At 62.3% G+C, this 24,691-nt stretch carries 28 protein-coding genes and 1 tRNA gene; 16 read left to right on the top strand and 13 right to left on the bottom strand.

Features of this window, described 5'->3' with window-relative positions:
* Positions 1–46 precede the first annotated feature (46 nt).
* Entirely contained in the window at positions 47–748 is a 702-nt protein-coding gene (locus ACR3EL_RS06840) for a GntR family transcriptional regulator (RefSeq protein WP_480720941.1), read from the bottom strand.
* 112 nt (positions 749–860) lie between these two features.
* On the opposite strand from ACR3EL_RS06840, the gene ACR3EL_RS06835 reads away from it, so the two are divergent.
* Positions 861–1,811 carry a GlxA family transcriptional regulator gene (locus ACR3EL_RS06835; RefSeq protein ID WP_170528805.1) on the top strand — a complete coding sequence of 317 codons (951 nt, stop codon included), beginning with the start codon at positions 861–863 and terminating at the stop codon, positions 1,809–1,811.
* Between the two features lie 76 nt (positions 1,812–1,887).
* The gene (locus tag ACR3EL_RS06830) at positions 1,888–2,643 is read left to right on the top strand and encodes a 3-hydroxyacyl-CoA dehydrogenase (protein WP_480720937.1); all 756 of its coding nucleotides are present in this window, start codon (positions 1,888–1,890) and stop codon (positions 2,641–2,643) included.
* Positions 2,644–2,754: 111 nt separating this feature from the next.
* Here ACR3EL_RS06830 and ACR3EL_RS06825 read toward each other — a convergent pair whose 3' ends face one another.
* From ACR3EL_RS06825 to ACR3EL_RS06815, 3 genes are all read right to left on the bottom strand, one after another.
* Positions 2,755–4,563, bottom strand: coding sequence for an ABC-F family ATP-binding cassette domain-containing protein (locus ACR3EL_RS06825; RefSeq protein WP_480720935.1), 1,809 nt, complete (start codon positions 4,561–4,563; stop codon positions 2,755–2,757).
* A 69-nt stretch (positions 4,564–4,632) separates the two neighbouring features.
* Complete coding sequence (locus tag ACR3EL_RS06820) at positions 4,633–5,373, bottom strand: GNAT family N-acetyltransferase (protein WP_222456790.1); 741 nt, start codon at positions 5,371–5,373, stop codon at positions 4,633–4,635.
* A 98-nt stretch (positions 5,374–5,471) separates the two neighbouring features.
* Complete coding sequence (locus tag ACR3EL_RS06815) at positions 5,472–5,945, bottom strand: outer membrane protein assembly factor BamE (RefSeq protein WP_093962985.1); 474 nt, start codon at positions 5,943–5,945, stop codon at positions 5,472–5,474.
* Positions 5,946–6,028: 83 nt separating this feature from the next.
* Between ACR3EL_RS06815 and ACR3EL_RS06810 the strand changes: the two genes are divergently transcribed.
* The 8 genes from ACR3EL_RS06810 (at position 6,029) to ACR3EL_RS06775 (ending at position 11,393) form a co-directional block, all read left to right on the top strand.
* Complete coding sequence (locus ACR3EL_RS06810) at positions 6,029–6,565, top strand: YceD family protein (RefSeq protein WP_480720931.1); 537 nt, start codon at positions 6,029–6,031, stop codon at positions 6,563–6,565.
* Positions 6,566–6,770: 205 nt separating this feature from the next.
* A complete protein-coding gene (rpmF, locus tag ACR3EL_RS06805) occupies positions 6,771–6,977 on the top strand; it encodes a 50S ribosomal protein L32 (RefSeq protein WP_093962313.1) in 207 nt (68 codons plus the stop codon).
* A 24-nt stretch (positions 6,978–7,001) separates the two neighbouring features.
* Positions 7,002–8,087, top strand: coding sequence for a phosphate acyltransferase PlsX (plsX, locus tag ACR3EL_RS06800; protein ID WP_170338227.1), 1,086 nt, complete (start codon positions 7,002–7,004; stop codon positions 8,085–8,087).
* 23 nt (positions 8,088–8,110) lie between these two features.
* Positions 8,111–9,082 (top strand): beta-ketoacyl-ACP synthase III, encoded by a 972-nt coding sequence (locus ACR3EL_RS06795; protein ID WP_093962315.1) that lies wholly within the window; start codon positions 8,111–8,113, stop codon positions 9,080–9,082.
* Between the two features lie 96 nt (positions 9,083–9,178).
* Positions 9,179–9,481, top strand: a complete 303-nt coding sequence (gene ihfA, locus ACR3EL_RS06790) for an integration host factor subunit alpha (RefSeq protein ID WP_093962316.1) — start codon at positions 9,179–9,181, stop codon at positions 9,479–9,481.
* An 18-nt stretch (positions 9,482–9,499) separates the two neighbouring features.
* A complete protein-coding gene (locus tag ACR3EL_RS06785) occupies positions 9,500–10,114 on the top strand; it encodes a MerR family transcriptional regulator (RefSeq protein ID WP_170370614.1) in 615 nt (204 codons plus the stop codon).
* Positions 10,115–10,175: 61 nt separating this feature from the next.
* Positions 10,176–10,252: transfer RNA gene (locus ACR3EL_RS06780), tRNA-Pro, on the top strand.
* Positions 10,253–10,313: 61 nt separating this feature from the next.
* Positions 10,314–11,393 carry a 2'-deoxycytidine 5'-triphosphate deaminase gene (locus tag ACR3EL_RS06775; RefSeq protein WP_480720925.1) on the top strand — a complete coding sequence of 360 codons (1,080 nt, stop codon included), beginning with the start codon at positions 10,314–10,316 and terminating at the stop codon, positions 11,391–11,393.
* Between the two features lie 3 nt (positions 11,394–11,396).
* On the opposite strand, the gene ACR3EL_RS06770 is transcribed toward ACR3EL_RS06775, so the two are convergent.
* From ACR3EL_RS06770 to ACR3EL_RS06740, 7 genes are all read right to left on the bottom strand, one after another.
* Positions 11,397–11,636: a hypothetical protein gene (locus tag ACR3EL_RS06770; RefSeq protein WP_093962319.1), complete on the bottom strand. Its 240-nt coding sequence runs from the start codon at positions 11,634–11,636 to the stop codon at positions 11,397–11,399.
* A 63-nt stretch (positions 11,637–11,699) separates the two neighbouring features.
* A complete protein-coding gene (scpB, locus tag ACR3EL_RS06765) occupies positions 11,700–12,359 on the bottom strand; it encodes an SMC-Scp complex subunit ScpB (RefSeq protein WP_170338220.1) in 660 nt (219 codons plus the stop codon).
* Positions 12,352–13,146, bottom strand: coding sequence for a segregation and condensation protein A (locus ACR3EL_RS06760; RefSeq protein ID WP_170338218.1), 795 nt, complete (start codon positions 13,144–13,146; stop codon positions 12,352–12,354). Before ACR3EL_RS06760 ends, scpB begins: the two co-directional genes overlap by 8 nt.
* Positions 13,136–14,143, bottom strand: coding sequence for a beta-N-acetylhexosaminidase (gene nagZ / locus ACR3EL_RS06755; RefSeq protein ID WP_170338216.1), 1,008 nt, complete (start codon positions 14,141–14,143; stop codon positions 13,136–13,138). Before nagZ ends, ACR3EL_RS06760 begins: the two co-directional genes overlap by 11 nt.
* Entirely contained in the window at positions 14,140–15,201 is a 1,062-nt protein-coding gene (locus ACR3EL_RS06750; protein ID WP_170338214.1) for an SPOR domain-containing protein, read from the bottom strand. The genes nagZ and ACR3EL_RS06750 overlap by 4 nt, the downstream gene beginning before the upstream one ends.
* 88 nt (positions 15,202–15,289) lie before the next feature.
* Positions 15,290–17,035: an arginine--tRNA ligase gene (gene argS / locus ACR3EL_RS06745; protein ID WP_170338212.1), complete on the bottom strand. Its 1,746-nt coding sequence runs from the start codon at positions 17,033–17,035 to the stop codon at positions 15,290–15,292.
* A 95-nt stretch (positions 17,036–17,130) separates the two neighbouring features.
* Complete coding sequence (locus ACR3EL_RS06740) at positions 17,131–18,288, bottom strand: deoxyguanosinetriphosphate triphosphohydrolase (RefSeq protein WP_170338720.1); 1,158 nt, start codon at positions 18,286–18,288, stop codon at positions 17,131–17,133.
* Positions 18,289–18,364: 76 nt separating this feature from the next.
* On the opposite strand from ACR3EL_RS06740, the gene ACR3EL_RS06735 reads away from it, so the two are divergent.
* Together ACR3EL_RS06735 and xth are read left to right on the top strand one after the other, a co-directional pair.
* Positions 18,365–18,688, top strand: a complete 324-nt coding sequence (locus ACR3EL_RS06735; protein ID WP_093962326.1) for a HesB/IscA family protein — start codon at positions 18,365–18,367, stop codon at positions 18,686–18,688.
* A 242-nt stretch (positions 18,689–18,930) separates the two neighbouring features.
* Positions 18,931–19,710, top strand: coding sequence for an exodeoxyribonuclease III (gene xth, locus ACR3EL_RS06730; protein ID WP_170432200.1), 780 nt, complete (start codon positions 18,931–18,933; stop codon positions 19,708–19,710).
* Positions 19,711–19,714: 4 nt separating this feature from the next.
* On the opposite strand, the gene ACR3EL_RS06725 is transcribed toward xth, so the two are convergent.
* Together ACR3EL_RS06725 and dksA are read right to left on the bottom strand one after the other, a co-directional pair.
* Positions 19,715–20,866, bottom strand: coding sequence for an FAD-dependent monooxygenase (locus tag ACR3EL_RS06725; protein ID WP_480720916.1), 1,152 nt, complete (start codon positions 20,864–20,866; stop codon positions 19,715–19,717).
* A 71-nt stretch (positions 20,867–20,937) separates the two neighbouring features.
* Entirely contained in the window at positions 20,938–21,360 is a 423-nt protein-coding gene (gene dksA / locus ACR3EL_RS06720) for an RNA polymerase-binding protein DksA (RefSeq protein WP_093962986.1), read from the bottom strand.
* A 364-nt stretch (positions 21,361–21,724) separates the two neighbouring features.
* Here dksA and ACR3EL_RS06715 point away from each other — a divergent pair, with 364 nt between their 5' ends.
* The 4 genes from ACR3EL_RS06715 to ACR3EL_RS06700 all read left to right on the top strand — a co-directional run bounded on the left by ACR3EL_RS06715 (position 21,725) and on the right by ACR3EL_RS06700 (position 24,687).
* Positions 21,725–22,570, top strand: a complete 846-nt coding sequence (locus tag ACR3EL_RS06715) for an AAA family ATPase (RefSeq protein WP_170368598.1) — start codon at positions 21,725–21,727, stop codon at positions 22,568–22,570.
* 124 nt (positions 22,571–22,694) lie between these two features.
* Positions 22,695–23,144 carry a GNAT family N-acetyltransferase gene (locus tag ACR3EL_RS06710; RefSeq protein WP_170338202.1) on the top strand — a complete coding sequence of 150 codons (450 nt, stop codon included), beginning with the start codon at positions 22,695–22,697 and terminating at the stop codon, positions 23,142–23,144.
* Positions 23,141–24,490 carry a DUF2927 domain-containing protein gene (locus ACR3EL_RS06705; RefSeq protein ID WP_480720912.1) on the top strand — a complete coding sequence of 450 codons (1,350 nt, stop codon included), beginning with the start codon at positions 23,141–23,143 and terminating at the stop codon, positions 24,488–24,490. The genes ACR3EL_RS06710 and ACR3EL_RS06705 overlap by 4 nt, the downstream gene beginning before the upstream one ends.
* 26 nt (positions 24,491–24,516) lie before the next feature.
* Positions 24,517–24,687, top strand: coding sequence for a hypothetical protein (locus tag ACR3EL_RS06700; protein WP_170338198.1), 171 nt, complete (start codon positions 24,517–24,519; stop codon positions 24,685–24,687).
* Positions 24,688–24,691 lie beyond the last annotated feature (4 nt).

Genomic DNA, 24,691 nt, shown 5'->3' with positions numbered 1-24,691 from the left:
CCGGCCTGACCCTGAACACGACGGCCGCCCTAGGGCGGCCGTTTTTCTATCCGCGCTCGACCAAGCCCAGCGGAAGGTCCAGACCGGCCGGCGTCACGAACAGCTCGATCTGATCGCGCGACAGCGCCCAGTGATCGGCCGCCAGCTGCCCCGCCGCCGCCTCGTCGCGCGCCTCGATCGCGGCGATGATGGCGTCATGCTGGGCGCAGGCCAGATCGAGGCTTTCACCCATCCCGTCTTGACCCGGGCGGTAGAAGGTCATGCCGATGCGCGCATGGTCGATCAGCAGCCGCTGAAACGACGGCAGCAGGTAGACATTCGCCGCCATCTCGCCGGTGATCTCGTGGAACTGGTTGTTGGCCAGCGCGCGATCTTCGGCCGAGCTCGCCCGCAACGTTTCCCGAAACGCCGCCTGCGCCGCCTTCAACCAATCGATCTGGTCACCTGTCGCGTTCTGCGCCGCCAGCCGCAGCACCGCGCCATAGATCATCGGCGCCACCAGGAAGAAATCGCGCAGCGTGGCATAGGACATCTGCGACACCCGCGCGCCCCGGTTTTCACGCAGTTCAAGATAGCCCAGCCCGGCCAGATGCCGGAACACTTCGCGCAGTGGCGTGCGCGACAGGCCGAACGCCTCGGACAGCTGCGCCTCGTCCAGATCATCGCCAGGGCGCAGTTTCAGCGTCATCACCGCCGCCTTCAGATGCGCGGCCAGCGCCGCCTTGCGGCTTTTCGTGTCGTCTTTCATCCCCAACCTTCGCTTTGGTCGAATCGCGACACCCAGGATGTCGCCCCTGCTCTTGCCCGATAAAATGCAACTTGTACACAATCAGTCTGACCGCCCGTGATAGACTGAGCGCATGACCCGCCCGCAACATTTCTGTTTCATCCTCGTTCCCGAGTTCTCGCACCTGGCCTTCTCCTGCGCGGTCGAGCCGCTGCGGATCGCCAACTGGGTCAGCGGCGAGGAACTGTACCGCTGGTCCTTCGCCTCGGAGGACGGCGCGCAGGCGGTGTGTTCGAACGGGTCCGTGACACTGGTGCATGGCGGGTTGGCGGACCTGCCGAAATGCGACCAGATCTTTGTTTTGTCGGGCATTCACATGCGCGATCACGTCAGCCGACCCCTGCTGGCCGCGCTGCGCCGCGAACGGGCGCGCGGCACGGCCATCGGGGCGCTGTGTTCGGGTGCGTGGCTGCTGGCCGAGGCCGGGTTCCTGAACGGGATGCAGGCGGCGATCCATTGGGAATATCACGACGCCTTCATGGAGGCTTTCCCGGACGTGAATCTGGTGCGCAGCGTCTTCGTGGCCGATGAAAAGCACATGACCGCCTCGGGCGGCACCGCAACGGCCGACCTGATGCTGCACCTGATCGAGCGCGACCACGGGCAGGACCTGTCAATCGCGGTGGCAGACCAGATGGTCTATAACGCCGTGCGCAACGCGACCGCCGATCAGCGTGTGTCGCTGCAATCGCGCAACGGCATGCGCAACGCGCATCTGGCCAAGGCGATCCAGATCATGGCCGACCGCATCAACAACCCGATCTCGCCGGCGGTGATCGCCGAACAGATCGGCATCTCGACCCGCCAGCTGGAGCGGTTGTTCGGCAAATACCTCAACGCCTCGCCCAAGAAATACTTCATGGAGCTTCGGCTGGACCGCGCGCGAAACCTGCTGTTGCAGACCGAATCTTCGGTCACCGACGTGGCCTTTGCCTGCGGCTTTGAAAGCCCAGGCCATTTCTCACGCGTGTACCGCGCCGCCTTCGGCGTCACCCCGATGCAGCAGCGCAGCCGGCTGGACTGAGTCACTGCCGACTGGACAGGACGTGCCATCTCGGATTATTTGAACAAACGTTCAGATCACTGGGGAGGAGCCCGCCATGCAATTGTCCACCACCGCCGCCGTCATCACCGGCGGCGCCTCGGGCCTCGGAGAGGCCACCGCCCGTTATTTTGCCGAGAACGGCGCGCAGGTCACCATCCTGGACCGCGATGCCGAGCGCGGCACCCAGGTCGCGGCCGAGATCGGCGGACATTTTGCCCAGACTGACGTGACGGACGAGGCTTCGGTGGCCGCGGCCATTGCGCTGGCGATGGACAAGATGGGCAAGATCACCGCCTGCGTGAACTGTGCCGGCATCGCCTATGGCATCAAGACCGTCGGCAAGGACGGCCCGCACCCGCTGGACGCCTTTCAGCGCACCATCGACATCAACCTGGTGGGCACTTTCAACGTGTCGCGTCTGGCCGCCGTCGAAATGGCCAAGAATGACCCCGAGTCGGATGGCGCGCGCGGTGTGATCATCAACACCGCCTCGATTGCCGCGTTTGACGGGCAAAAGGGTCAGGCGGCCTATGCGGCGTCCAAGGGCGGTGTTGTGGGCATGACGCTGCCGATGGCGCGCGACCTGGCCTCGACCGGGATCCGGGTGATGACCATCGCGCCCGGCATCTTCATGACGCCGATGCTCGCCGGCCTACCCGAAGAGGTGCAGCAGCAGCTGGCCGCCGACGTGCCCAACCCCGCCCGCCTGGGCGACCCGCGCGAATATGGCCGGCTGGCCGGATTCATCGTCGAGATGGGCTATCTGAACGGCGAAGTCATCCGCATCGACGGCGCCCTGCGGATGCGCTGACCCTCACTGACGATTTCCGGCCCGGTCGATCTTCGTCCGGGCCGGCCATTTTCGTTTCGTACAAAACGGAAGACCTCCGTCCCGGGGCCGGTACAAAACAGACGAATTGGCTCAGCCCGCCTCGGCCTTTTCTTCCAGTTCCAGCCATTCCTCCTCGGCGGCGGCCAGCTTCTCCTGCCGCTCGACAAGGGCTTCGGTCGCCTTCTGGAATTTCACCGGCTCGCGGGTGAATAGCTCGGGGTCCGACATCAGTTCCTCCAGCTTGGCGATCTCGGCTTCCAGCCGCGCGATCTCGGCGGGCAGTTTCTCGAGCCGGTGCTTTTCGGAAAAGGACAGGCCGGTTTTCGGCTTGGATTCTTGCTTGACCTTCGGCTTGTTCTCTTTTGTTTTCTCAGGCTTTTTCTCGACCAGATCGCCGCGCTGCGCGACATAGTCCGACCAGCCGCCCGCATAGACGGTCGCGCGGCCGTTGCCCTCCATCGCGATCGTGGTGGTCGCCACGCGATCCAGGAAATCCCGGTCGTGACTGACCAGCAGCACGGTGCCGTCATAGTCGTCCAGCAACTCCTGCAACAGGTCCAGCGTCTCGATATCTAGGTCGTTGGTCGGTTCGTCCAACACCAGCAGGTTCGACGGTTTCGCCATCAGCTTGGCCAGCAGCAACCGCGCTTTTTCGCCGCCCGACAAGGACTTGACGGCCGCTCTTGCCTGCCGTTCGTCGAACAGGAACTCTTTGAGGTAGCCGACCACATGCTTGGGCTGGCCGCGCACCATCACCTGATCGGCCTTGCCCGAGACGCGCATCTCGGGGTCGCCGGTCAGGCTGTCCCACAGGGTCATCTCGGGGTCCAGCTGCGCGCGGGTCTGGTCGAAAACCGCGATTTCGAGGTTGGTGCCCAGCGTCACCGCCCCCTCGTCCGGCTCCACTTCGCCCAGCAGCATCTTCAGAACCGTCGTCTTGCCCACACCATTCGGCCCGACAAAGGCCACCCGATCGCCGCGCTGCACCAGCAGGTCCAGGTTACGCACGATAGGCTTGCCGTCGAACGCCTTGCTGATGCCGCGCGCCTCGATCACCTTGCGCCCGGATTTCGGACCGGTCTCCAAGGACATGGCCGCCGACCCCTGACGCTTGATCTGCGCCGCGCGTTCGGCCCGCAGGGCCTGCAACGCCCGCACCCGGCCCTGGTTGCGCTTGCGGCGGGCGCTGATCCCCTCGACCGCCCAACGCGCCTCGGACTTGATCAGCCGGTCCAGCTTGTGGCGTTGCTGGTCTTCCTCTTCCCAGATCTTGTCGCGCCAGGCCTCGAAGGCCTCGAACCCCTGCTCCTGTCGGCGGACCACACCGCGGTCGATCCACAATGTCGCCCGGGTCAGCGCCCGCAGGAATGCGCGGTCATGCGAGATCAGGACAAAAGCCGCCCGCGTCGCGCCCAGTTCACGTTCGAGCCAACCGATGGCCTCGATGTCCAGATGGTTGGTCGGCTCGTCCAGCAGCATCAAATCGGGGGCCTCGGCCATCAGCTTGGCCAGCGCCGCGCGGCGCCGTTCCCCGCCCGAGGCAGTCTGAACCGCGCGCGAGGGGTCGAATTTCAGCCCTTCCCCGGCCCGTTCCACCTTGTACAGCTCGCCGGGTTCCAGCCCGCTGGCCGCATAATCGCCCAGCGTGGCAAAGCCCTCCATCGTCGGGTCCTGCTCCATGTAACCCACGGATTTGCCGGGCGGCACCACAATGTCGCCCCGGTCCGGTTCGACCAGACCGGCCATGACCTTCATCAGGGTGGATTTGCCCGAGCCGTTCCGCCCGACCAGCGCAACGCGGTCGCCGGGCTGAACCACCAGGTCCAGGTCGGAAAACACCGGCTCGCCCCCGAAGGTCAGCGAGATAGCGGACATCTGCAACAAAGGAATACGTGCCATAAGCGCCAGCTAAACCGGCAGGCATTGGGCGTCAACGCCCCTGCCTCACCTTTTGACAGCAGCGCGGCTTCAGCCCGCGATCATCCGCAAGAGGCGCTTCCGCGCCGCGGGAATCGCGCCGATCTCAACGCCGGTGAAGACATGCAGGGTGTTCAGCTGGCGGTCCACCACCGCATGATCGCTGACCCAACCGCCCATCATTAGATAGGTACGCAGCAACGGTGGCATCCGCAGCATGGCCTTTCTGGCATCCGGGCGTCGCCGCAGCCGCGCGGCAAAGCGGAACACGTCCGGCGCCTTGACCCGCGGCAACCAGCGCTTGGGCGCAAGGTGGCGATGTTTGAGCATCGCGAAGGCATCCAGGTATTCCGCGGTCTCAGTCCCTGCGAAGGACGAGCATCCAAACAGCAACTGGACGCCGTTGCGGTCGACGAAGGCCGTCATCGCGCCCCAGGCCACCCTCAGGATATCTGGATCCGTCCAATCGGGATGGATGCAGAACCGCCCCATTTCCACCATGCGCCCATCAAAGCTTTGCAAAGCGGAAAGGTCATAGAACTGGGCCGAATAGCTGCGGCTGATTTCTCTGCCGCTGTCCATGACCAGCATCCGGAAACAGCAGACTAACTGGCCGCCTGCCTGCGAATCCTCGACCAGAACATGGGCGCAGGAAACGTCGAAGTCGTCCTGATCCGTCTCGGCTGTTCGGAATGCAAGTGTACGAAGATTCTGGGCCGCCCGCACGTCCTCGGGACACCGCGCCAGGCGCGCGCGGTAGCGGCCCTTGTCCAGCAAAATATCATCGGCCATGGTCGCACCCTCCACGGTTTCTCACCGATTGCGATCTGCCTGATCCCATGCACCAATAGTGTGACCGCCGTGTGAAGCTTTCAACCGGCGGCCGGATATTAGCTGGCTCCCGGGATGTTCGACGGGCTGAATTGGCCGATGTTGCCCAGCAGTTGCCGCAGGAAGCCTTTGTCCTGAACACTGGAGTCCGTCACACGGCGATCCAGCACGATGACATAGCCGTCTTCGAGACCGAATTTCTCGATATTGCGGACGACGCCACGCTGGTCAAAGCTGATCGCCACCAATTCGCGCGAGACGACCTCGGGGCGTTTGGGGCCATAGTGGCGAACGCGCGACGCCACATAATAGAAACCCGAATCCTTCAACACACCTGACGAGCTGGGCGCGCCAGCCTTTTCCAGAACCGTGTCGCGGGTATCGACGCCAACCTTGATCTCGGCCAGCTCTTCCGGGGTGGGGATATAGCCGTGTTTCTTGTAGACCGGGGTACAGGCAACAGCGGTGGCCAGAACAAGCGTGCAGGCAACCGCCCTGGACGCCGGTTTCAGCCTGTTCAGTACTTTCAACATGTTCACCCTCTTGCCTTGGTCCCTTGCGGCTTCTATCCGATTACAGAAACCCATGCCCCGGTTCAACACAGGAAAGGGTCACAATGTCCGACCTCTCAACATTGCGCGTCGCCGATCTGCCGCAAAACAGCCCGACCGCGTTCGAATTGCGCCCCCCTGCCCGGCAACTCGAGGAAATTCGTGATGCGTTGGGCCTGCTCGGGCTGCGCAAGCTGAGTTTTGTCGGCGAGCTGCGCGCGAAGGGCAAGCGTGATTGGGTGTTGACCGCCAAGCTGGGCGCAACCGTCATTCAGCCCTGCGTGGTGACGCTGGACCCGGTCACGACCAGGATCGAGGCCCCGGTACGGCGCGTTTTCCTGGCCAATTGGACCGAACCGGACGAACCCGAGTTCGAAATGCCCGAAGATGACGAGACCGAAGCCTTGGGCCCGGAAATCGATCTGGACCAGGTGATGCGCGAAGCATTGTCCCTTGCGTTACCCCAATACCCCCGGAAAGACGGTGCACATCTGGGCGACGCGAACTATACCGAACCGGGCAAACAGGCGATGACCGACGAGGATGCCAAACCCTTTGCCGGGCTGGCGTCCCTGCGTGACGCACTTAAAAAAGACGAGTGACAGGGGATCGATTTCCTGTCATAGCAGGCGCTCAGAAAAATCGCTTGAACATGTCGAGAATCGCAGTATTTTCGCGCGCTCATCGGAATTTGGGTTGGACATCGCGGGGCTTGTTCCCTAAACGCACGTCACACCACGAGAAAACGAAGAATGAAACCCGGCCTGCAGCGAATCTGCTGGCCCTTAGTAGACAAAGGTTGAGACCATGGCCGTCCAACAGAACAAAGTTTCCAAGTCGCGTCGCAACAACCGCCGCGCACACGACGCTCTGGTTGCTGCAAACCCGAACGAATGCGCGAACTGCGGCGAGCTGAAGCGCCCGCACCACGTTTGCGCAGCCTGCGGCCACTATGACGATCGTGAAGTCGTCGCTCAGGCCGACGACATCGACCTGGACGAAGACGCGGCCTAAGCCTGATTGAACGCAGGTTCTGGCATGACAGCGCAGCCCACGCAGACCGGAAAGATCATCATCTCGGTTGACGCAATGGGCGGGGATTCAGGTCCCGGCGTGGTCGTGGCTGGAATCGCGAAGTCAGCAAAGAAGAACCCCGAGATCGGATTTCTTCTGCACGGCCCGGAAGATGTGCTGAGCAGGCTTGTATCGAAACGGCGTGTCCTCGACGGACGCGTCGTTTTTCGTGATTGCCCGGACGTGGTCACGATGCAGGACAAGCCCAGCCAGGTGGTGCGCAGCGGCAAGAACACCTCGATGTGGTCGGCGCTGGAATCCGTGCGTCAGGGCGAGGCCCATGGTGCCGTGTCCTGCGGCAATACCGGCGCGCTGATGGCGCTGTCGATGATGCGACTGCGCAAACTGCCCGGGGTAAACCGCCCCGCCATCGCGATTCTGTGGCCATCCCGCAACCCTCAGGGTTTCAACGTCATGCTGGACGTGGGCGCGGATGTGCGGGCCGACGCCAAGGATCTGCTGCAGTTTGCACTGATGGGCGCTTCTTATGCGCGCAACGGCATGGAACTGACCCGCCCGCGTATCGGACTGCTGAACGTCGGCACCGAAGAGCACAAAGGCCGCGCCGAACTCAAGGAAGCCCATGCCCTGATCACCGAATTCGCGGATCAGGCAAACTTTGATTTCGTGGGCTTCGTGGAAGGCAGCGACATTCCAGGCGACAAGGCGGATGTCATTGTTACGGATGGGTTTACCGGAAACGTCGCCATCAAGACCGGAGAAGGCACGGCCAGCCTGATCGGTGACCTGCTCCGCGAGGCCTTCAAGTATTCGCCCCTATCTCGCCTGGCCTCGGTTCTGGCCATCACCTCTCTGCAGCGATTGAAGAAACGCATCGACCCGCGCCGCGTCAACGGCGGGGTCTTTCTTGGCCTGAACGGCACTGTCATCAAATCCCACGGAGGCGCCGACGCCACCGGCGTGTCTGCCGCGATCAAGCTGGCTTTCACCCTGGCCAAGTCCGGCTTTGCGGAAAAATTGGCAGCACGGGTTGCATCCACGGCTGAGCTTGAACAAGATGCAGCGCAATCTGCGCTGCAGACCAAATAAGAACAAAGAAGGCAGTACCCCAGATGGCAGGCCGTTCAGTCGTTGTAGGTGTCGGGCATTACCTGCCCAAGCGGGTGGTTCCGAACTCCGAATTCGAAAAGACGCTTGATACGACCGATGAATGGATTCGCACCCGTTCCGGTATCGAACGTCGGCACTTTGCGGCCGAAGATGAAACCACGTCCGATCTGGCAACCTATGCGGCCAAAGCCGCTTTGCAGGACGCCGGCCTTACAGCTGATGACATTGACGCAATCGTACTGGCGACCTCGACCGCGGATCTGACGTTCCCGTCGGCCGCAACCATGGTTCAAGCCAATCTGGGCATGACCCGGGGGTTTGCCTTTGATGTTCAGGCCGTCTGCGCCGGTTTCGTGTTTGCGCTAAGCAACGCCAACGCCCTGATCCTTTCGGGTCAGGCCAAGCGGGTGCTGGTGATCGGCGCTGAAACTTTTTCGCGGATCATGGACTGGACCGACAGATCGACTTGCGTGTTGTTCGGGGATGGGGCCGGTGCCCTCGTGCTCGAGGCGCAGGACGGTGCCGGAACAAGCGATGATCGGGGTATCCTGTCCACGGATCTGCATTCGGATGGACGTTACAAGGACCTTCTGTACGTGGACGGCGGGGTGTCGACGCAATCGACGGGCCATCTTCGTATGCAGGGCAACCAGGTGTTCCGCCATGCGGTCGAAAAGCTCACCGCCACGGCCGAAACCGCCCTGGAACGCGCCGGACTGAACAGCCAGGACGTCGACTGGATCGTGCCGCATCAGGCCAATATCCGCATCATTCAGGGCACCGCAAAGAAGATGGGCCTGCCCATGGATCACGTTGTGGTGACCGTTCAGGACCACGGAAACACATCGGCCGCCTCGATTCCTCTGGCCCTGTCGGTGGGCAAGGAACGGGGCCAGATCAAGCAAGGTGATTTGATCGTGACCGAGGCGATTGGCGGCGGTTTGGCATGGGGCTCGGTGGTCCTGCGCTGGTAACCGGCGCATTCCGGCTTACACAGCCGCCCGCAATTCATTGATATTGACAGCGAATTTGCGCTACCCCTATGCTCGAAAATCAATAGGGGAAATGTCATGGGCGATAATACACTGACGCGAATGGATCTGAGCGAAGCCGTGTTTCGCGAAGTTGGGCTGTCACGCAACGAAAGTGCACAGCTTGTCGAAAGCATTCTGAACCACATGTCGGACGCGCTGGTGCGTGGCGAACAGGTCAAGATTTCGTCCTTCGGCACTTTCAGCGTTCGTGACAAATCAGCCCGTATTGGACGCAACCCGAAAACCGGTGAAGAGGTTCCGATCCAGCCGCGCCGCGTGCTGACTTTCCGCCCGTCGCATCTGATGAAGGATCGCGTCGCCGCCGGGAATCGCAAGTAAACCCGGGGCCAGGAGGATATGAGCAAGTCACCCGACGCGTTTCGCACCATCAGTGAAGTTGCGGATTGGCTCGGTGTTCAAGCCCATGTCCTGCGATTCTGGGAAAGCCGGTTTGCACAGGTCAAACCAGTCAAGCGGGCTGGCGGTCGCCGTTACTACCGCCCCAACGACATGCGCCTGCTGGGCGGCATCAAGAAGCTGCTGCACGAGGACGGCATCACGATAAAAGGCGTTCAACGCATCCTGAGGGAACAGGGCGTGGCCCATGTGGCGGCGCTGTCACCCGACATCGATGTCAGCGCAGAATCACCACAGACGCCACAGGACGTGGTGGTGTCCTTTCCGCCCAAATCGACCGGTCAGCAAATCGACCTCGATCTGCAGGCCGGCACTGATGGTCCCGGATCGCCAGAGCCTCAGGAAACACCCAGTTCCCCAGACCCCGAGCCGGCGCCCGCGCCCGCTGCGGTCAACGGGGACGATGGCATCAGCCCTGCCCCGCTGTTCGGCGGCATCGCCTCCAAAGCTTGGCAGACTACGGATTTTGACGCTGAGGCGCTGCGCCAGATCGCCCCGATCGCGAGGGACCTCAGGGCATGGCTCAGCCGGGTCGAAGGTCAAAAGGCGGGATAAGAAGAAAGGCAATGTTTTCCTCTTGCCCCTGCCGGGAAAATCATTATGAACAGCCCAACGTCGGGCTATGGCGCAGCCTGGTAGCGCGTCCGTCTGGGGGACGGAAGGTCGCAGGTTCGAGTCCTGCTAGCCCGACCAAATCACACCGACGTTTATGGCAGACAGGCCAGATCCCGCTCTGGCACCAGGGGGGATCGGAATGACAGGTGTATGCCCGAACCAGCAAATCGAGGCGATGATCGCGCGCGGTGAGATCTCCGCCGAGCCGGCCATTCTGCCCGCTCAGATCCAGCCCGCCAGCCTTGATCTTCGTTTGGGAACAGTTGCTTACCGCGTCCGTGCGTCATTTCTGGCGGGCGAAAGCCGTTCGGTGTCCGAACGGCTGGCCGAGTTCGAAATGCACCGGATCGACATCACCGACGGCGCCGTTCTCGAAAAAGGTTGCGTCTACCTTGTGCCCCTGATGGAAGCGTTGTCCCTGCCCGGTGACGTGACCGCTGTCGCCAACGCCAAAAGCTCGACCGGGCGTCTGGACCTTCTGACCCGTACCATCACCGACGGCGGAACCGAGTTCGACCGGATGCCCGCAGGCTATTCGGGGCCCCTCTACGCCGAAATCTGCCCGCGGTCCTTTTCTGTTCTGGTGCGTCCGGGCATGCGGCTGAACCAGATCCGTTTCCGGCAAGGCCAGGCGGTTTTGTCCGATGCAGACCTGACCGCTCTGCATGCGGAATCACCATTGGTCAATGGTCCGGCCGTCATTCAGGACGGTCTGGGGTTTTCGGTCGACCTGCGCCTGCCCAACACTGACCTTGTTGGCTATCGCGCGAAACCGCATACCGGCGTGATCGACCTTGACCGGATCGGCGAATACGACCCACAGGAATACTGGGAAGAGGTGCGTACCAAGGACGGGCGGATCATTCTGGATCCGGGCGCATTCTATATCCTGGTCAGCCGAGAGGCAGTTCACATCCCACCGATGTACGCGGCCGAAATGGCGCCCTATCTGGCGATGGTGGGCGAATTCCGGGTGCACTACGCGGGCTTTTTCGATCCGGGCTTCGGTCATGCCGAAGCCGGAGGCGCCGGGTCACGTGGAGTTCTGGAAGTTCGCTGTCACGAAGCGCCCTTCGTACTGGAGCATGGACAGGTCGTCGGGCGGCTGGTCTATGAGCGTATGGCCGAGATGCCGACACAGCTGTACGGGGCAGGAATTGCTTCGAACTATCAGGGCCAGGGCCTGAAATTGTCGAAGCATTTCAAGTCCGTAAAGTGAACCTCAGAAGCGCATGAACCGCCGCATCTGGCGGGTCAGCTGCTTGGCCTGCTTCATGCTCGGGCTCTGTCCGCCTGCACTTTGCGCCATGCGCCGGTCGGTCTGAGGATCGCGCGCCTGGCTCTGTTGGCCCGGTTTGCGGGTCGCACGATCGGCAAGGTCAAAACCTTTGTCGACACCGCGCGTGACCAGCCTGCGCATGACTTGCCGAACGATCATGTCGATGATGCGGTTTGCGTTCATTTCGGTCTCCGTTCCTCTGCGCCGAACCTAACGGCGATATGCGCCGACAAATGGGCGACGCAATCAATCTTCCTCGAACAGTTCGGACTGATCTTCGTCACCCGTTTCATCTTCGTTGGCCTCGCCGATCGGCATCGCCCCCGGCGGCGGCCGATTTTCCAGCAAGCCAGCAGCGCGCAGTTCCTTAAGGCCCGGCAAGTCACGCGCGCTTTCCAGACCGAAATGGTCCAGGAATTGAGGCGTTACGACAAAGGTCACCGGACGGCCCGGCGTCATGCGGCGACGGCCCAGCCGGATCCACTCCATCTCCAGCAGCTGGTCGATGGTTCCCCGCGACACGGACACGCCGCGGATTTCTTCGATCTCGGCGCGGGTGCAGGGCTGATGATAGGCCACGATCGCCAAGGTCTCGATGGCGGCACGGCTCAGCTTGCGGGTCTCGACCGTTTCCTTCTGCATCAGGAAGCCCAGATCGGGGGCCGTGCGGATGGCCCACGCCTCGCCCACTTTGACCACGCGGACCCCGCGCCCTTCATAACGTTTCTGCAGCAGTTCCAGCGCTTGCGCGGCGTCGCAGCCATGCGGCATCCGCGCCTCGAGATCGGCCACCGTCACCGGTTCGGCGCTGGCGAACAGTACCGCCTCGACCATACGCTCCTGCTCAGCCAGCGGAGGCGCTTCGAACAGGGTGCCGGTGCCGTCGTCTTCGGGGGCGTCAGTCACGTTTGTCAGTCCTTCTGCGCAGTTGGATCGGAGCAAAGGTCTCGCTTTGCTTGATCTCCATATGTCCTTCCTTGACCAGTTCCAGCGAGGCCGCAAACGTCGCCGCCGTGGCCGAGCGCCGCCGCACCGGGTCAACGTCCCATCCGTCGGGCAGGTAGGTTTCCATGTCGGTCCAGGTTCCGGCAAATCCGATCAGCGGGCGCATCCGTTCCAGCGCCTGTTCCATCGTGAAAACGGCGTCGCGGTCCATCACGAAGGGCCGGAACTCGTCGCGGGTTCGGATGCGGGCATATCCCTGCATCAGGTCCAGCAAGGTCGCGGAATAGGTGACCGTGCGGATGCGGGTCACGTCCTCGCCCTGCCCACGCCCGAAGAAATCGCGCCCCAACTGGTCGCGCGCCATCAGGCGGGCGGCCGCATCGCGCATCGCCTGCAGGCGTTCCAACTGAAAGGCCAGGTGCGCGGCCAGTTCTTCGCCCGTCGGCCCCTCTTCATCGGGGTCAGGCGGCAGCAGCAGCCGGGATTTCAGAAAGGCCAGCCACGCCGCCATCACCAAGTAGTCGGCGGCCAGTTCGATCCGCAGGGCGCGGGCCCGTTCTACAAAGGCCAGATATTGCTGCGCCAGCGCCAGAACCGAGATCTTGCGCAGATCGACCTTTTGCGTCCGCGACAGGGTCAGCAGCACGTCCAGCGGGCCTTCAAACCCGTCGACGTCCACGATCAGCGCCTCGGCGGCCAGCCGATCGGCGACCGAAACCGGGTCTTCGCTGAAAAGGTTATCCGTCATATACCTGCCCGCCCATCAGACGGGATAGTTCCGTCTCGGCGGCACGGATGTCAAGTTCCTCGGGCGATTGCCGCTGTGCCAGCGCCTTGTCTGCGCGGGCTTGTGCCGCCTCCGACATCTCGCCCGCAGCTTCCATGACCGCCGCCCTGTCGGCAAGCGAGCCGTTGCAGTGCAGCACAACATCGCATCCTGCGGCCAGCGCCTGACGTGACAGGTCGGCCAAAGACCCGCTGAGCGCCTTCATCGAGATGTCGTCGGTCATGATCAGGCCGTCAAACCCGATCTGATCCCGGATCACAGCCATCATCTGCGGAGAGATCGTTGCCGGTCGTTCATCCAGCTGCTCAAAGACCAAATGGGCCGTCATGCCCATCGGCAGGTCGTTCAAGGCGCGAAACGGGGCAAAATCGGTCTGCAACAGATCGTCCAACGGCGCATCGACGTGCGGCAGGTCGAAATGGCTGTCCAAGGTCGCCCGTCCATGGCCGGGAATATGCTTTACGATGGGCAAGACGCCACCGTCCAAATGACCCTGCGCAACAGCCCGGCCGATTTTCGCGACCGTAGCAGCATCGCTACCGTAGCACCGGTTGCGCAAAAAGGCGTGGGTGTCCGGACGCGCCAGATCCACCATCGGTGCGCAATTGCTGTCGATGCCCATGGAATACAGTTCATGCGCGATCAGGCGGTACCGCAGGTACATGGCCCGCTCGGCATGGTCGACGGCACGTTCCGCATGATCCAATGGGGGCATCCATTGCCGCGCCAATGGCGCGCGCAAACGTTGGACCCGTCCGCCCTCTTGGTCGATGGTGATCGGACAGTTTCGACCGACGGCCTCTCGAAAGTCGCCACACAAGGCACGGACCTGATCCGCGGTTTCGATGTTGCGGGCAAACAGTATGAACCCGAACGGGTTCATTTGGCGAAACAACGCCTTTTCTTCGGGTGTCAATCGCAGCCCGGCCGCATCCGTGATCGTGGCGCCAAACCTCACCGCACGGCAACCGGGATACAGTCAGCGTCCTGTGCGACAAGGGCGGCGCAGAACTGGCGCGAGTCGCTCAGGTCATCGAACCCCAGGACCCGCAGACGGTAAAACGTGCGGCCTCCACTTGAGGTTTTCTGGATAACCCTCTGCTTTCCATCCATATATTCGCCAAACCGACGATACAGCCTGTCCCATTCGGCCTGCGCGACCTCGGGGCTTTCAAACGCACCCAGCTGCGCCAGCCGGGTACCCTTGGTCAAGGTGTTCGGGTCGACATCCAACCCTACAGCAGCCTTGACCGCGGCGTTGATCGCGTCTTCGTTGACCGCAGGGCGCACAGCGGAAGCCGCGCGCGCCGGGCGGCGGAGCGGACGCAGGGACCGGCGCACGCCCGGCAGGGCCGCGATTTCGGGATCCGGCAACTGAGCGGCGAGATCGGCCGGATCAATGGCTGGCTCGTCATCGGCCAAGTTCAGGGATGCAAGCTGCACCCCCGCTTCGGTCTGCGGTGTCTCAGCGGCAGGCACGCCGGACAGTTCGGCAACCACGGCGTCAACTGCGCCTTGACGCAGTTCGGCCGCTTCCTGGTTCGAGAATTCTTGTTCGACAACATGGACGGCGGGGGTCGGCTTCAGCTCGCCCATCGCCACGTCTTCATCCGTCAGGGAAACGGGCCGCGGCGCAAGGATCAGCCGGTCGGCCGGAGGCGCCGCGGTTCCAACCGCGGCAACTGCATTGACCGCAAGACCCTGGTGATCGGCGGGTGTGCCCCCGGGAGTTTCCGGCTGCACCCGCATCGGTCCCTCGGCCGCGCGTACGACCGGTACGCCGCTCACATCGCGCATGACCAGCTTGTACCCCCAGATCGCGACGCCAGCGACAAGCGCCAGAGACGCGGCAGCACCCAGCAGGTTGACGACGCGCCCAAGGCCCGCGCCCGCCGGCGCACCCTCTGCCTGGTCCATCATGTCGTCGGGATATTCATACCCATCTTCGGGGTGGAACTGATTCGAGTAATGCGCGTGCTCGGGGCTGGTCTGCCCCGAGAAATCGTAACTGGTCATATCCGCCTCACTGCCCGTTTCGCGCCTGAAATTGGGGCGCGCGGGTCATTTCTTGCCTACCTCGGGCCGGCGGTTCGGGCAGTGTTGGTTACCGCATCTCCTGCGCCGGCGTGACACCAAGAATACCCAAGCCTGCTGAAATCACAACAGAAACGGCCCGGGCCAGTGCTATTTTTGCCTGGCTTGTTGCCGCGTCACCATCTTGCAGGAAGCGCACCGACATTTCTTCGTTGCCCTTGTTCCACAATGCGTGGAAATCCCCTGAAAGTTCATACAGATAGAAGGCAACCCGATGCGGTTCGTTGGTACGCGCAGCGATCTCGACCAGCCGTGGCCATTCGGCCAGCTTTTTGGCAACACCCAGCTCGGCCGCGTGGTCGATCTTGCTCAGATCGGCAGCCTTGAGGGTCGCGTCGTCCGCGGCGATGCCCGCTTCGGCGGCCCGGCGCAGCACGCTCATGACCCGGGCATGGGCGTATTGCACGTAGAACACGGGGTTCTCGCGGCTTTGCTCAAGCACCTTGTCGAAGTCGAAGTCCAGCGGCGCATCGTTCTTGCGGGTCAGCATCACGAACCGGGTCACGTCCGGGCCGACCTGGTCGACCACATCGCGCAGCGTGACGAAATTGCCGGCCCGCTTGGACATCTTGAACGGCTCGCCGTTTTTCCACAGCTTCACCAACTGGGTCAGCTTGATGTCCAGCGGCACCTTGCCGTCTGACAGAGCCGAAACAGCGGCCTTCATCCGCTTGACGTAGCCGCCGTGATCTGCGCCGAACACGTCGATCAGCGCGTCGAACCCGCGGCTCACCTTGTCGTAGTGATAAGCGATGTCCGGAGCAAAATAGGTCCAGCTGCCGTCGGATTTCTTGACAGGGCGATCCACATCGTCGCCATGCGCGGTAGACTTGAACAGGGTCTGCTCGCGCGGCTCCCAGTCTTCGGGGGTTTTGCCCTTGGGCGGCTCAAGAACGCCTTCATAGATAAGACCCTTGTCGCTGAGCGACTTCAGAGCGGCCTCGATCTTGCCGGTTCCGTACAGCGACTTCTCCGAGAAGAACACGTCCATCTCGACGCCCAGCGCCTTCAGATCGGCGCGGATCAGATCCATCATCGCGTCGGTTGCAAAAACGCGGACCTCGGCCAGCCATTCGCTTTCAGGCTTGTCCAGCAAGCTGTCGCCGTATTTTTCCTTCAGCGCCTCGCCGATCGGGATCAGGTAGTCGCCCGGGTAAAGGCCTTCGGCGATCTCCGGGCTCAGGCCGTTGGCCTCGCGGTACCGCTCGAACGCGGACCGGGCCAGCACATCCACCTGCGCACCGCCGTCGTTGATGTAGTATTCACGGGTCACGTCGTGGCCGGAATAGGCCAAAAGGCTGGCCAGCGCGTCGCCGAACACTGCGCCACGTGTGTGGCCCACATGCAGCGGTCCAGTAGGGTTGGCCGAGACGTATTCCACGTTCACCTTCAGCCCCTGCCCCATGTTCGAGCGACCATAATCCGTGCCCTGTTCCAACACCGCACCCAGAACGCCCTGCCAGACCGGCGGAGCAAGCCGCAGGTTGAGAAAGCCCGGACCTGCAACCTCGGCACTCGTGATCCGCTCATCGGAAGCCAGTTTCGCGGCCAGCGCATCGGCAATGTCACGCGGCTTCATCTTGGCAGGCTTGGCCAACACCATCGCGGCATTGGTCGCCATGTCTCCATGGGCGGCGTCGCGCGGGGGTTCGACCGCAACGTTGTCAAAGCTCAGCCCCTCGGGCAGCGCGCCTTCGGACTGCATCTGCGTCAGCGCGTCCAGAACAAGGCCGCGGATCTCGGAGAACAGGTTCATTTCGGATGTCCTTTTGCTTGCGCAGCGGTTTACCACGCAAGGCGGCAAGGTCAATGCGGGCAAGCGGTCCAAACCAGCATTCGCAGCATGCAGCCCTAAACCTGCGGGGGCTGCGTGCCGGTCAGGCGGGCATGATCCTGCAAGGCAAACCGGTCGGTCATGCCCGCAATATAGTCTGATACGATCCGGGCCAGCGCGGTCTCGTCCGGCGCCGCTTCGATATCCGAATGCCAATGCCGAGGCATCTGGCGCGGGTCGCTCAGATAGATCGGGAACAGCTCCTCGACTACGCGACTGACCTTGGCGCGCACCTCCATGACGCTGGGCGCCCGGTACATGCGGGTGAACAGAAACGCCCGGATATCGTTGAGCTGCGCCCAAAGATCATCCGAGAAGCGGATGACAGGAGCCCCGAGGTGACGAACATCTTCGACTGTTTGCGCGCCCGATCTCTCCAAAACCTCGCGCGAGGTGTCGATTACATCCGAAACCATCACGCCGAACACCCGCCTCAGCGCCTCGTGACGACGCCGGTAGAAATCCAACCCGGGATACTTGCGATCCACCTCGGCATAACACTCCCGGACAATCGGCAATTGGGCGATCTCGTCGTCGGTAAAAAGTCCGGCCCGCAGGCCGTCGAACAGGTCATGATTGTTGTAGGCGATGTCGTCGGACAGTGCCGCAACCTGCGCCTCTGCGCTGGCATGGGTGTGCAGTTCAAGGTCAAAATCGGCATTGCACTCGGCCAGCGCCCAGGGCAGCTCGCCCGTAACCGGGCCGTTGTGCTTGGCGATGCCCTCAAGGCATTCCCATGTCAGGTTGCACCCGTCGAAATCCGCGTAATGCTGTTCCAGCTTGGTGACGATGCGGATCGCTTGAGCGTTGTGGTCGAAGCCCCCGTAGGGCGCCATCAGCGCATGCAGAGCGTCCTCGCCCGTATGGCCAAACGGCGTGTGGCCCAGATCATGCGCCAGGGCCACGGCCTCGGTCAGCTCGGGGTTCAGCCCCAATGCCCCCGAGATCGTGCGCGCGACCTGCGCCACCTCGATCGAATGGGTCAGGCGCGTGCGATAGCTGTCGCCCTCATGCTCGACAAAAACCTGCGTCTTGTGCTTCAGACGTCGGAACGCGCTGGCGTGTATTATCCTGTCCCGATCCCGCTGAAAGCACGACCGGAAACTGCTTTCTTCCTCTGGCACCAGCCGCCCGCGCGCCCGGCCCGGATCGGCAGCAAATCCTGCTCGCTCCAATGGTCTTGTCCTTGTCGCCTGTCTCCGGGGTTTCTATATTGTAGACCAACGAGGAAATAAACCTTTGGAGCATGGCATGAATCTGCCTCCGAGAGTCACAGAACGCGCCTTCGAGAGGCTTGCCGAGATCGGCGCCGCCGACAACGGCAAGGCCCTGCGCATCGCCGTTGAAGGCGGAGGGTGTTCAGGCTTTCAGTACGAAATCGCATTGGACGAGCCCAAGGACGATGATCTGGTACTGGAAGGCAAAGGCCAGAAGGTTGTCGTCGACGAAATTTCTTTGCCGTTCCTGGAAAATGCGACGATTGATTTCACGCAAGAACTGATCGGCGCCCGGTTCGTGATCGACAACCCCAACGCAACCTCTTCCTGTGGGTGCGGCACGTCTTTTTCGATGTGATCAATCGTGGGGGCGTTGCGGCCCCGTCCTCTGAATATCTCTATGATCTGCAGGAGCGCCCGCCGTCCCGCGATCAGGCCTTAGGGCGCGGTTTACCGTGTTGGGCCCCGTGCCAAATGGGCCAGTTCGTCATGGCGTCATCGGTCCCCGTACGCCCCGGCACCCGCGGCAGACCTGACTGACACCTTGTGATGGCATCCGTTCTGGGCGATAGGTTTCGGCAGAGCTTCGGAGGGACCGGGATGAAAATCGCAACATTCAACATCAACGGCATCAAGGCGCGGGCCGAGGCTCTGCCCCGCTGGTTGGACGAAGCCCAGCCCGATGTGGTCCTGCTGCAGGAAATCAAATCCGTCGACGAAAACTTTCCCTGCGAGATCTTTGAGGAACGCGGTTACAACGTCGAAACCCATGGTCAGAAAAGCTTCAACGGCGTGGCGATACTTTCGAAGTATCCGCTCGAAGACGTCTCGCGCGGGCTGCCCGGGGATGAAGAGGACGAGCAGGCGCGATGGATCGAGGCAACCGTCATCGGCACGCGGGCACTGCGTATTTGCGGGCTTTATCTTCCCAACGGGAACCCCGCTCCGGGGCCGAAATTCGACTACAAGCTTGCGTGGATGGAGCGGCTGTATGAGCGCGCCCGTGATCTTCTGGCCACGGAAGAGCCGGCCCTCATGGCCGGGGACTACAACATCATTCCGCAAGCCGAGGACGCGAAACGCCCGGAGGCCTGGCGCGAAGACGCCCTGTTTCGGCCGGAAGCCCGCGCGGCGTTTCGCAAGGTGCTGAACCTTGGCTTCACCGAAGCGTTCCGCGCGCGGACACAAGGCCCGGGCCACTATTCGTTCTGGGATTATCAGGCCGGCGCGTGGAACCGGAATGACGGCATTCGCATTGACCATTTCCTTCTGACACCACAAGCGGCGGACCTGATGCGCGATTGCCAGATCGACGCCGCAGTGCGCGGACATGAAAAACCGTCCGATCACGTCCCTGTCTGGGTGGACCTCGACATCTGACCCGTCAGGCCGTCGGATCGTAGTCGTAGATCCAGTCGTATCGACGCGTCAGGCGCGGACCGATCAGGGCCAAGGCCGCCTGCGCGGCCAGTCGTGCAGGACCGCGCAAATGAAAGTTCCGCGCGTTGGCACCGGCAGCTGCGACCGCCTTGCGCGCGCGGGGTTTCCTCGTGCTTTCATAGGCTTCGAGTGCGCGGCGGACACCCGACTGTTCGTCAAAAGATCGGGCCAGGATCCAAGCATCCTCAAGCGCGAGGCACGCCCCTTGAGCCATAAACGGCAATGTGGGATGCGCGGCGTCCCCCAAAAGGGCAACGCGACCATTCTGCCATTTCTGTGCCACCGGGCGCAGAAACAAAGCCCACAGGTGAACATCTTGCACCTGCGCAAGCGCGGCACCTGCAGGACCGCCGAAATCGGCAAAACGCGCCCGCAGGTCCTCGGGGTCACCGCGCAGACGCCAGCCCTCCTCCCGCCAGTCGGACCGCTCTTCGACCGCCACGATGTTCAACATGGACTGCTTTCGCAGGGGATAGGTCACGACATGACGCCCGGGGCCCATTGTCAGCGATGCCATGGGCTCGGCTTCGTGGTTGATCCAGGGCACCGTTGCCCGCCAGGCCACCTGATGCGTGAACGCGGGCGCTTCGGTTCCGTTCAGGATGGGCCGGATACCGCTGCGCCCGCCATCCGCTGCAACGGCGAATTCCGCGCGCAGCCGGGTGCCATCCTGCAGCGCAATCTCGGCGTCGGCTGGATGCTTCCGAACATTGGAGACGCGGGCATTCAGCCTGATCGACACCCCTGCGCGCTCGGCCGCCATTTGCAACGTTTCCAGAAGGTCAGCACGGTGGAAATACCACGTGGGTCCGGCCGCGGGTGCCGGAAGACGGCTGACGACGCGGCCCCGCCGATAATCGCGCAGGACAGTGCCGTGAGAGAGTTGTGCGACCCGACCGGGATCATCCACAACACCCAGCGCGCGCAGGACGGCCATGCCGTTGGCGCTGATTTGCAGACCGGCCCCGACCTCGGTCAAGGCCTCGGCCTGCTCGAGAACGGTCACCCGTGCGCCGCGTTGCTGCAAGGCCAGCGCAGCGGCCATTCCGCCGATCCCGCCGCCGATGACACCGATTTGCAAACCGTCGATCTTCATGGCACGGGCTTAACGCAAAAAAGCCGGAGCCACAGGCCCCGGCGCTTGTCTTTTTTGAAAGACCCCAGCGATCAATCGTCGCGGTGAACTTTTTCGCGACGCTCGTGACGCTCTTGTGCTTCCAGCGTCATGGTCGCGATCGGACGCGCATCCAGACGCTTGAGCGAGATCGGGTCACCGGTCTTTTCGCAGTAACCGTATTCGCCCTCGTCGATCCGGCGCAGAGCGGCGTCGATCTTGGCAACCAGTTTGCGCTGCCGGTCCCGGGTGCGCAGTTCCAGCGCACGGTCGGTTTCCTCGCTGGCGCGGTCTGCAACGTCGGGAATATTACGGGTGCTGTCCTGCAGCCCCTCGATCGTATCCCGGCTGCCTGCCAAAAGTTCGTTTTTCCAGTTCAGCAGCTTGCGGCGGAAATACTCAAGCTGGCGTTCATTCATGAAAGGTTCATCTTCGGCCGGACGATAGTCCTCCGGCAGAAAAACTTCCTGCTTCATATTGGCTCCCTCGGTATGGCCAGAAACGTCTTTTGCGGTCGTGTCGCCTGACATTTGGCACCCCCTTCTGCGCAGCGTTTAACTGACGGGACGGGGAATGTCACTATCCAAACGCAACCCCGACGCGCCGTTATGAGAACCGGTATAAACATGAGACTTTGGGCACCAAATCGTTGCCATTCTGTGAAAGCGAAAAGACTATTTTGCGGCAGAACACCCGCGAGCGGATGATGGAATCGGTGCGATTCGTCCCTCGCGCCCGTCGTTGGCAGCCTGCGACGCTGCGGCCCGGCTTGTCATTCGGCCCCGCCCTAGGTAACCCGGTTCCCGTCTCCTGTTGCTGCGACCATCATACGAGGGCCCCATGACCGCACGTTTCAAAGGCACAGCCGAATACGTTGCCACCGACGACCTGACCATTGCCGTAAACGCAGCCGTCACGCTGGAACGACCGCTGCTGGTCAAGGGTGAACCCGGCACGGGCAAAACCGAACTGGCCAAACAGGTCGCCGGCGCGCTGGGTCTCAGGATGATCGAGTGGAACGTCAAGTCGACCACCCGCGCGCAGCAGGGTCTCTACGAATATGACGCAGTCAGCCGTCTGCGCGACAGCCAGCTGGGCGACGAGCGCGTGAACGACGTCCGCAACTACATCAAGAAGGGCAAGCTGTGGCAGGCCTTCGACGCCGATGAAAAGGTCGTGCTGCTGATCGACGAGATCGACAAGGCCGATATCGAGTTCCCCAACGACCTGCTGCAGGAACTCGACAAGATGGAGTTCCATGTTTACGAGACCGGCGAAACGATCCGGGCCAAACACCGCCCCATCGTGATCATCACCTCGAACAATGAAAAGGAACTGCCAGACGCCTTCCTGCGCCGCTGTTTCTTCCACTATATCCGTTTCCCCGACGAAGCCACGATGCGCCGCATCGTCGAAGTGCATCACCCCGGCATCAAAGAGGCGTTGCTGACCACCGCCCTGACCCAGTTCTACGAGATCCGCGAGACGCAGGGGCTGAAGAAAAAACCCTCGACCTCCGAGGTGCTGGACTGGCTCAAGCTGCTCCTGGCCGAGGATCTGGATGCCGAAGACCTGAAGCGCGACGGGGTCAATGCCCTGCCCAAGCTGCACGGCGCCCTGCTGAAGAACGAGCAGGACGTGCATCTGTTCGAACGGCTGGCCTTCATGGCGCGCGCCAAGCGCTGAAGCCCGCCCATTCATGAATACTTGGTGATCACGGCTTGCCTTGCGGCAAGCCTGATGCCAGCATTGCTGCAACAAAGATCAAAGAACACGACACCGAGCACGCTGTAGAGCAGGACCACCCGAATTGACCCAAGCGCCGCGCATTCGTCCCCTCAAGCCCGAAGACCGGCCGAGCTGGGACTTGTTGTGGCGGGCGTATCTTGAATTCTACGAAACGGTATTGCCCGACGAGGTCTACGACAGCACGTTTGCGCGCCTGCTGGGGGATGATCCGCAGGACTTTTCATGCCTAGTGGCCGAGTTGGACGGCGAATTGATCGGGCTGACCCACTTCCTGTTTCATCGCCATGCCTGGAAGATCGAAAACGTCTGCTATCTGCAGGATCTCTATGCCAGCCCGCATGTACGCGGTACCGGTGTCGGTCGGGCGTTGATCGAGGCCGTCTATGCCGAAGCCGACCGAAAAGGCGCGCCCGATGTCTATTGGCTGACGCAGGAGTTCAACCACACGGCGCGCCAGCTTTATGATCGCGTCGGCCAACTGACGCCTTTCCTCAAGTATCGGCGTCCATGAAACGTCTGGCCGGCATATTTCTTGGCTTTGTCCTTACCGGATGCAGTTCAGTCGACCGGATTGAGTTGCCCGATGAAATCAAGGTGACCGAGGCCGCAGCACCGGTGACTCAGACTTTCGGCTCGCCACGTCCTTTCCCGCCGGCCCGGTCAAATACGAACATCGCGGCAGATTTTGTGGACCTGCATTTCTCGCTGGAAAGCGGCACTGCCCTGCCCGTGTTTACGCGGTTCGAGGGTCCGATCACAGTTCGGCTGACGGGCGCCCCTGCCCCCACGATGCAATCCGACCTGACGCGTCTGCTGACCAGACTGCAGCGCGAAGCGCGGATCGACATCCGCCAAGTCAACGATGGGCAGGCCAACATCACGATCGAAGCAGTGACCCAGCGCCAGATCCAGCGGCTGCTGCCGCAAGCGGCGTGTTTCGTCGTGCCCAACGCGTCCAGCCTCGAGGAATACAATCGCGACAAGCGCAAGACCAAAAGCAGTTGGCGCGCACTGCGCAGCCGCGAGCGATTGGCGATCTTCATTCCCAACGATGTCAGTCCCCAGGAAATGCGGGATTGCCTTCACGAAGAGCTTGCACAGGCGATCGGGCCTCTGAACGACATGTACCGCCTGCCGGATTCGGTCTTCAACGACGATAATTTCCACACTGTCCTGACCGGGTTCGACATGCTGATCCTGCGCGCGACCTATGCGCCGGAACTACAGACCGGAATGGCCCGGGAACAGGTGGCGCAGGTTATACCCGGGGTCATCGCACGCCTGAACCCGCTTGGCGCCAACCTGCCCGTTCAGCCAATCTCGGAAACCCCGCGTGAATGGATCGACGCCGTGCAACTGGCGGTCGGCAAGGGCCGAGCCTCGCCGCGGCAAATGCGGGCCATCGACCGCGCGATGCGGATCGGCCGAGAGCAAGGTTGGACCGATCACCGCCGGGCGTACCCCCATTATCTGAAGGCCCGTTTGGGTGAATTCGACGCCCCCGAGGAAGCGCAGCGCGAATATGCCATCGCCCTGAAATACCTGCGCGCGACCCCCGGAACCGAGCTTCAGCGCGCGCATATCTCGGTTCAGACGGCGGCCTATGCCCTGACCCAGGGGCGCGGTCCCGCAGCCCTGCCGGACCTCGACCGGGCCATTGCGACGATGACGCGGGCCGAAAACGCCTCGATGTTGGCGACGCTGCTGCTGCTGAAGGCCGAGGCCCTGAAGCAGGCCGGCAAACCCGAACAGGCACGCTCCGTCAGGCTGGACAGTCTGGGGTGGGCGCGCTACGGGTTTGGCTCGGAATTGGTGGTCAGCTCGTTGATGCAGGACGTCGCGCTGGGGGCCCCGTAACATCGCAAAAGGCGGATGACGAACACATGCTAGTGGTTGTGGGAATGGCGGTCCTCGGGGCGGCTCTGGGCGCGCTGACGGCACGAAAACGCAAAGGCAGCGGCGCGGACATCGCCCAATATGCAGCCGGCTACGGCATTGCATTTGCATTGGCGGGACTGGCCATTTCGCTTGTTCTGGTGCGGGTGATAGGCTGAGCCG

This window comes from Ruegeria sp. BJ3, assembly GCF_056535665.1.
Note: the sequence above shows the minus strand (reverse complement) of the source record. Positions and strands in the feature narration are given on the sequence as shown.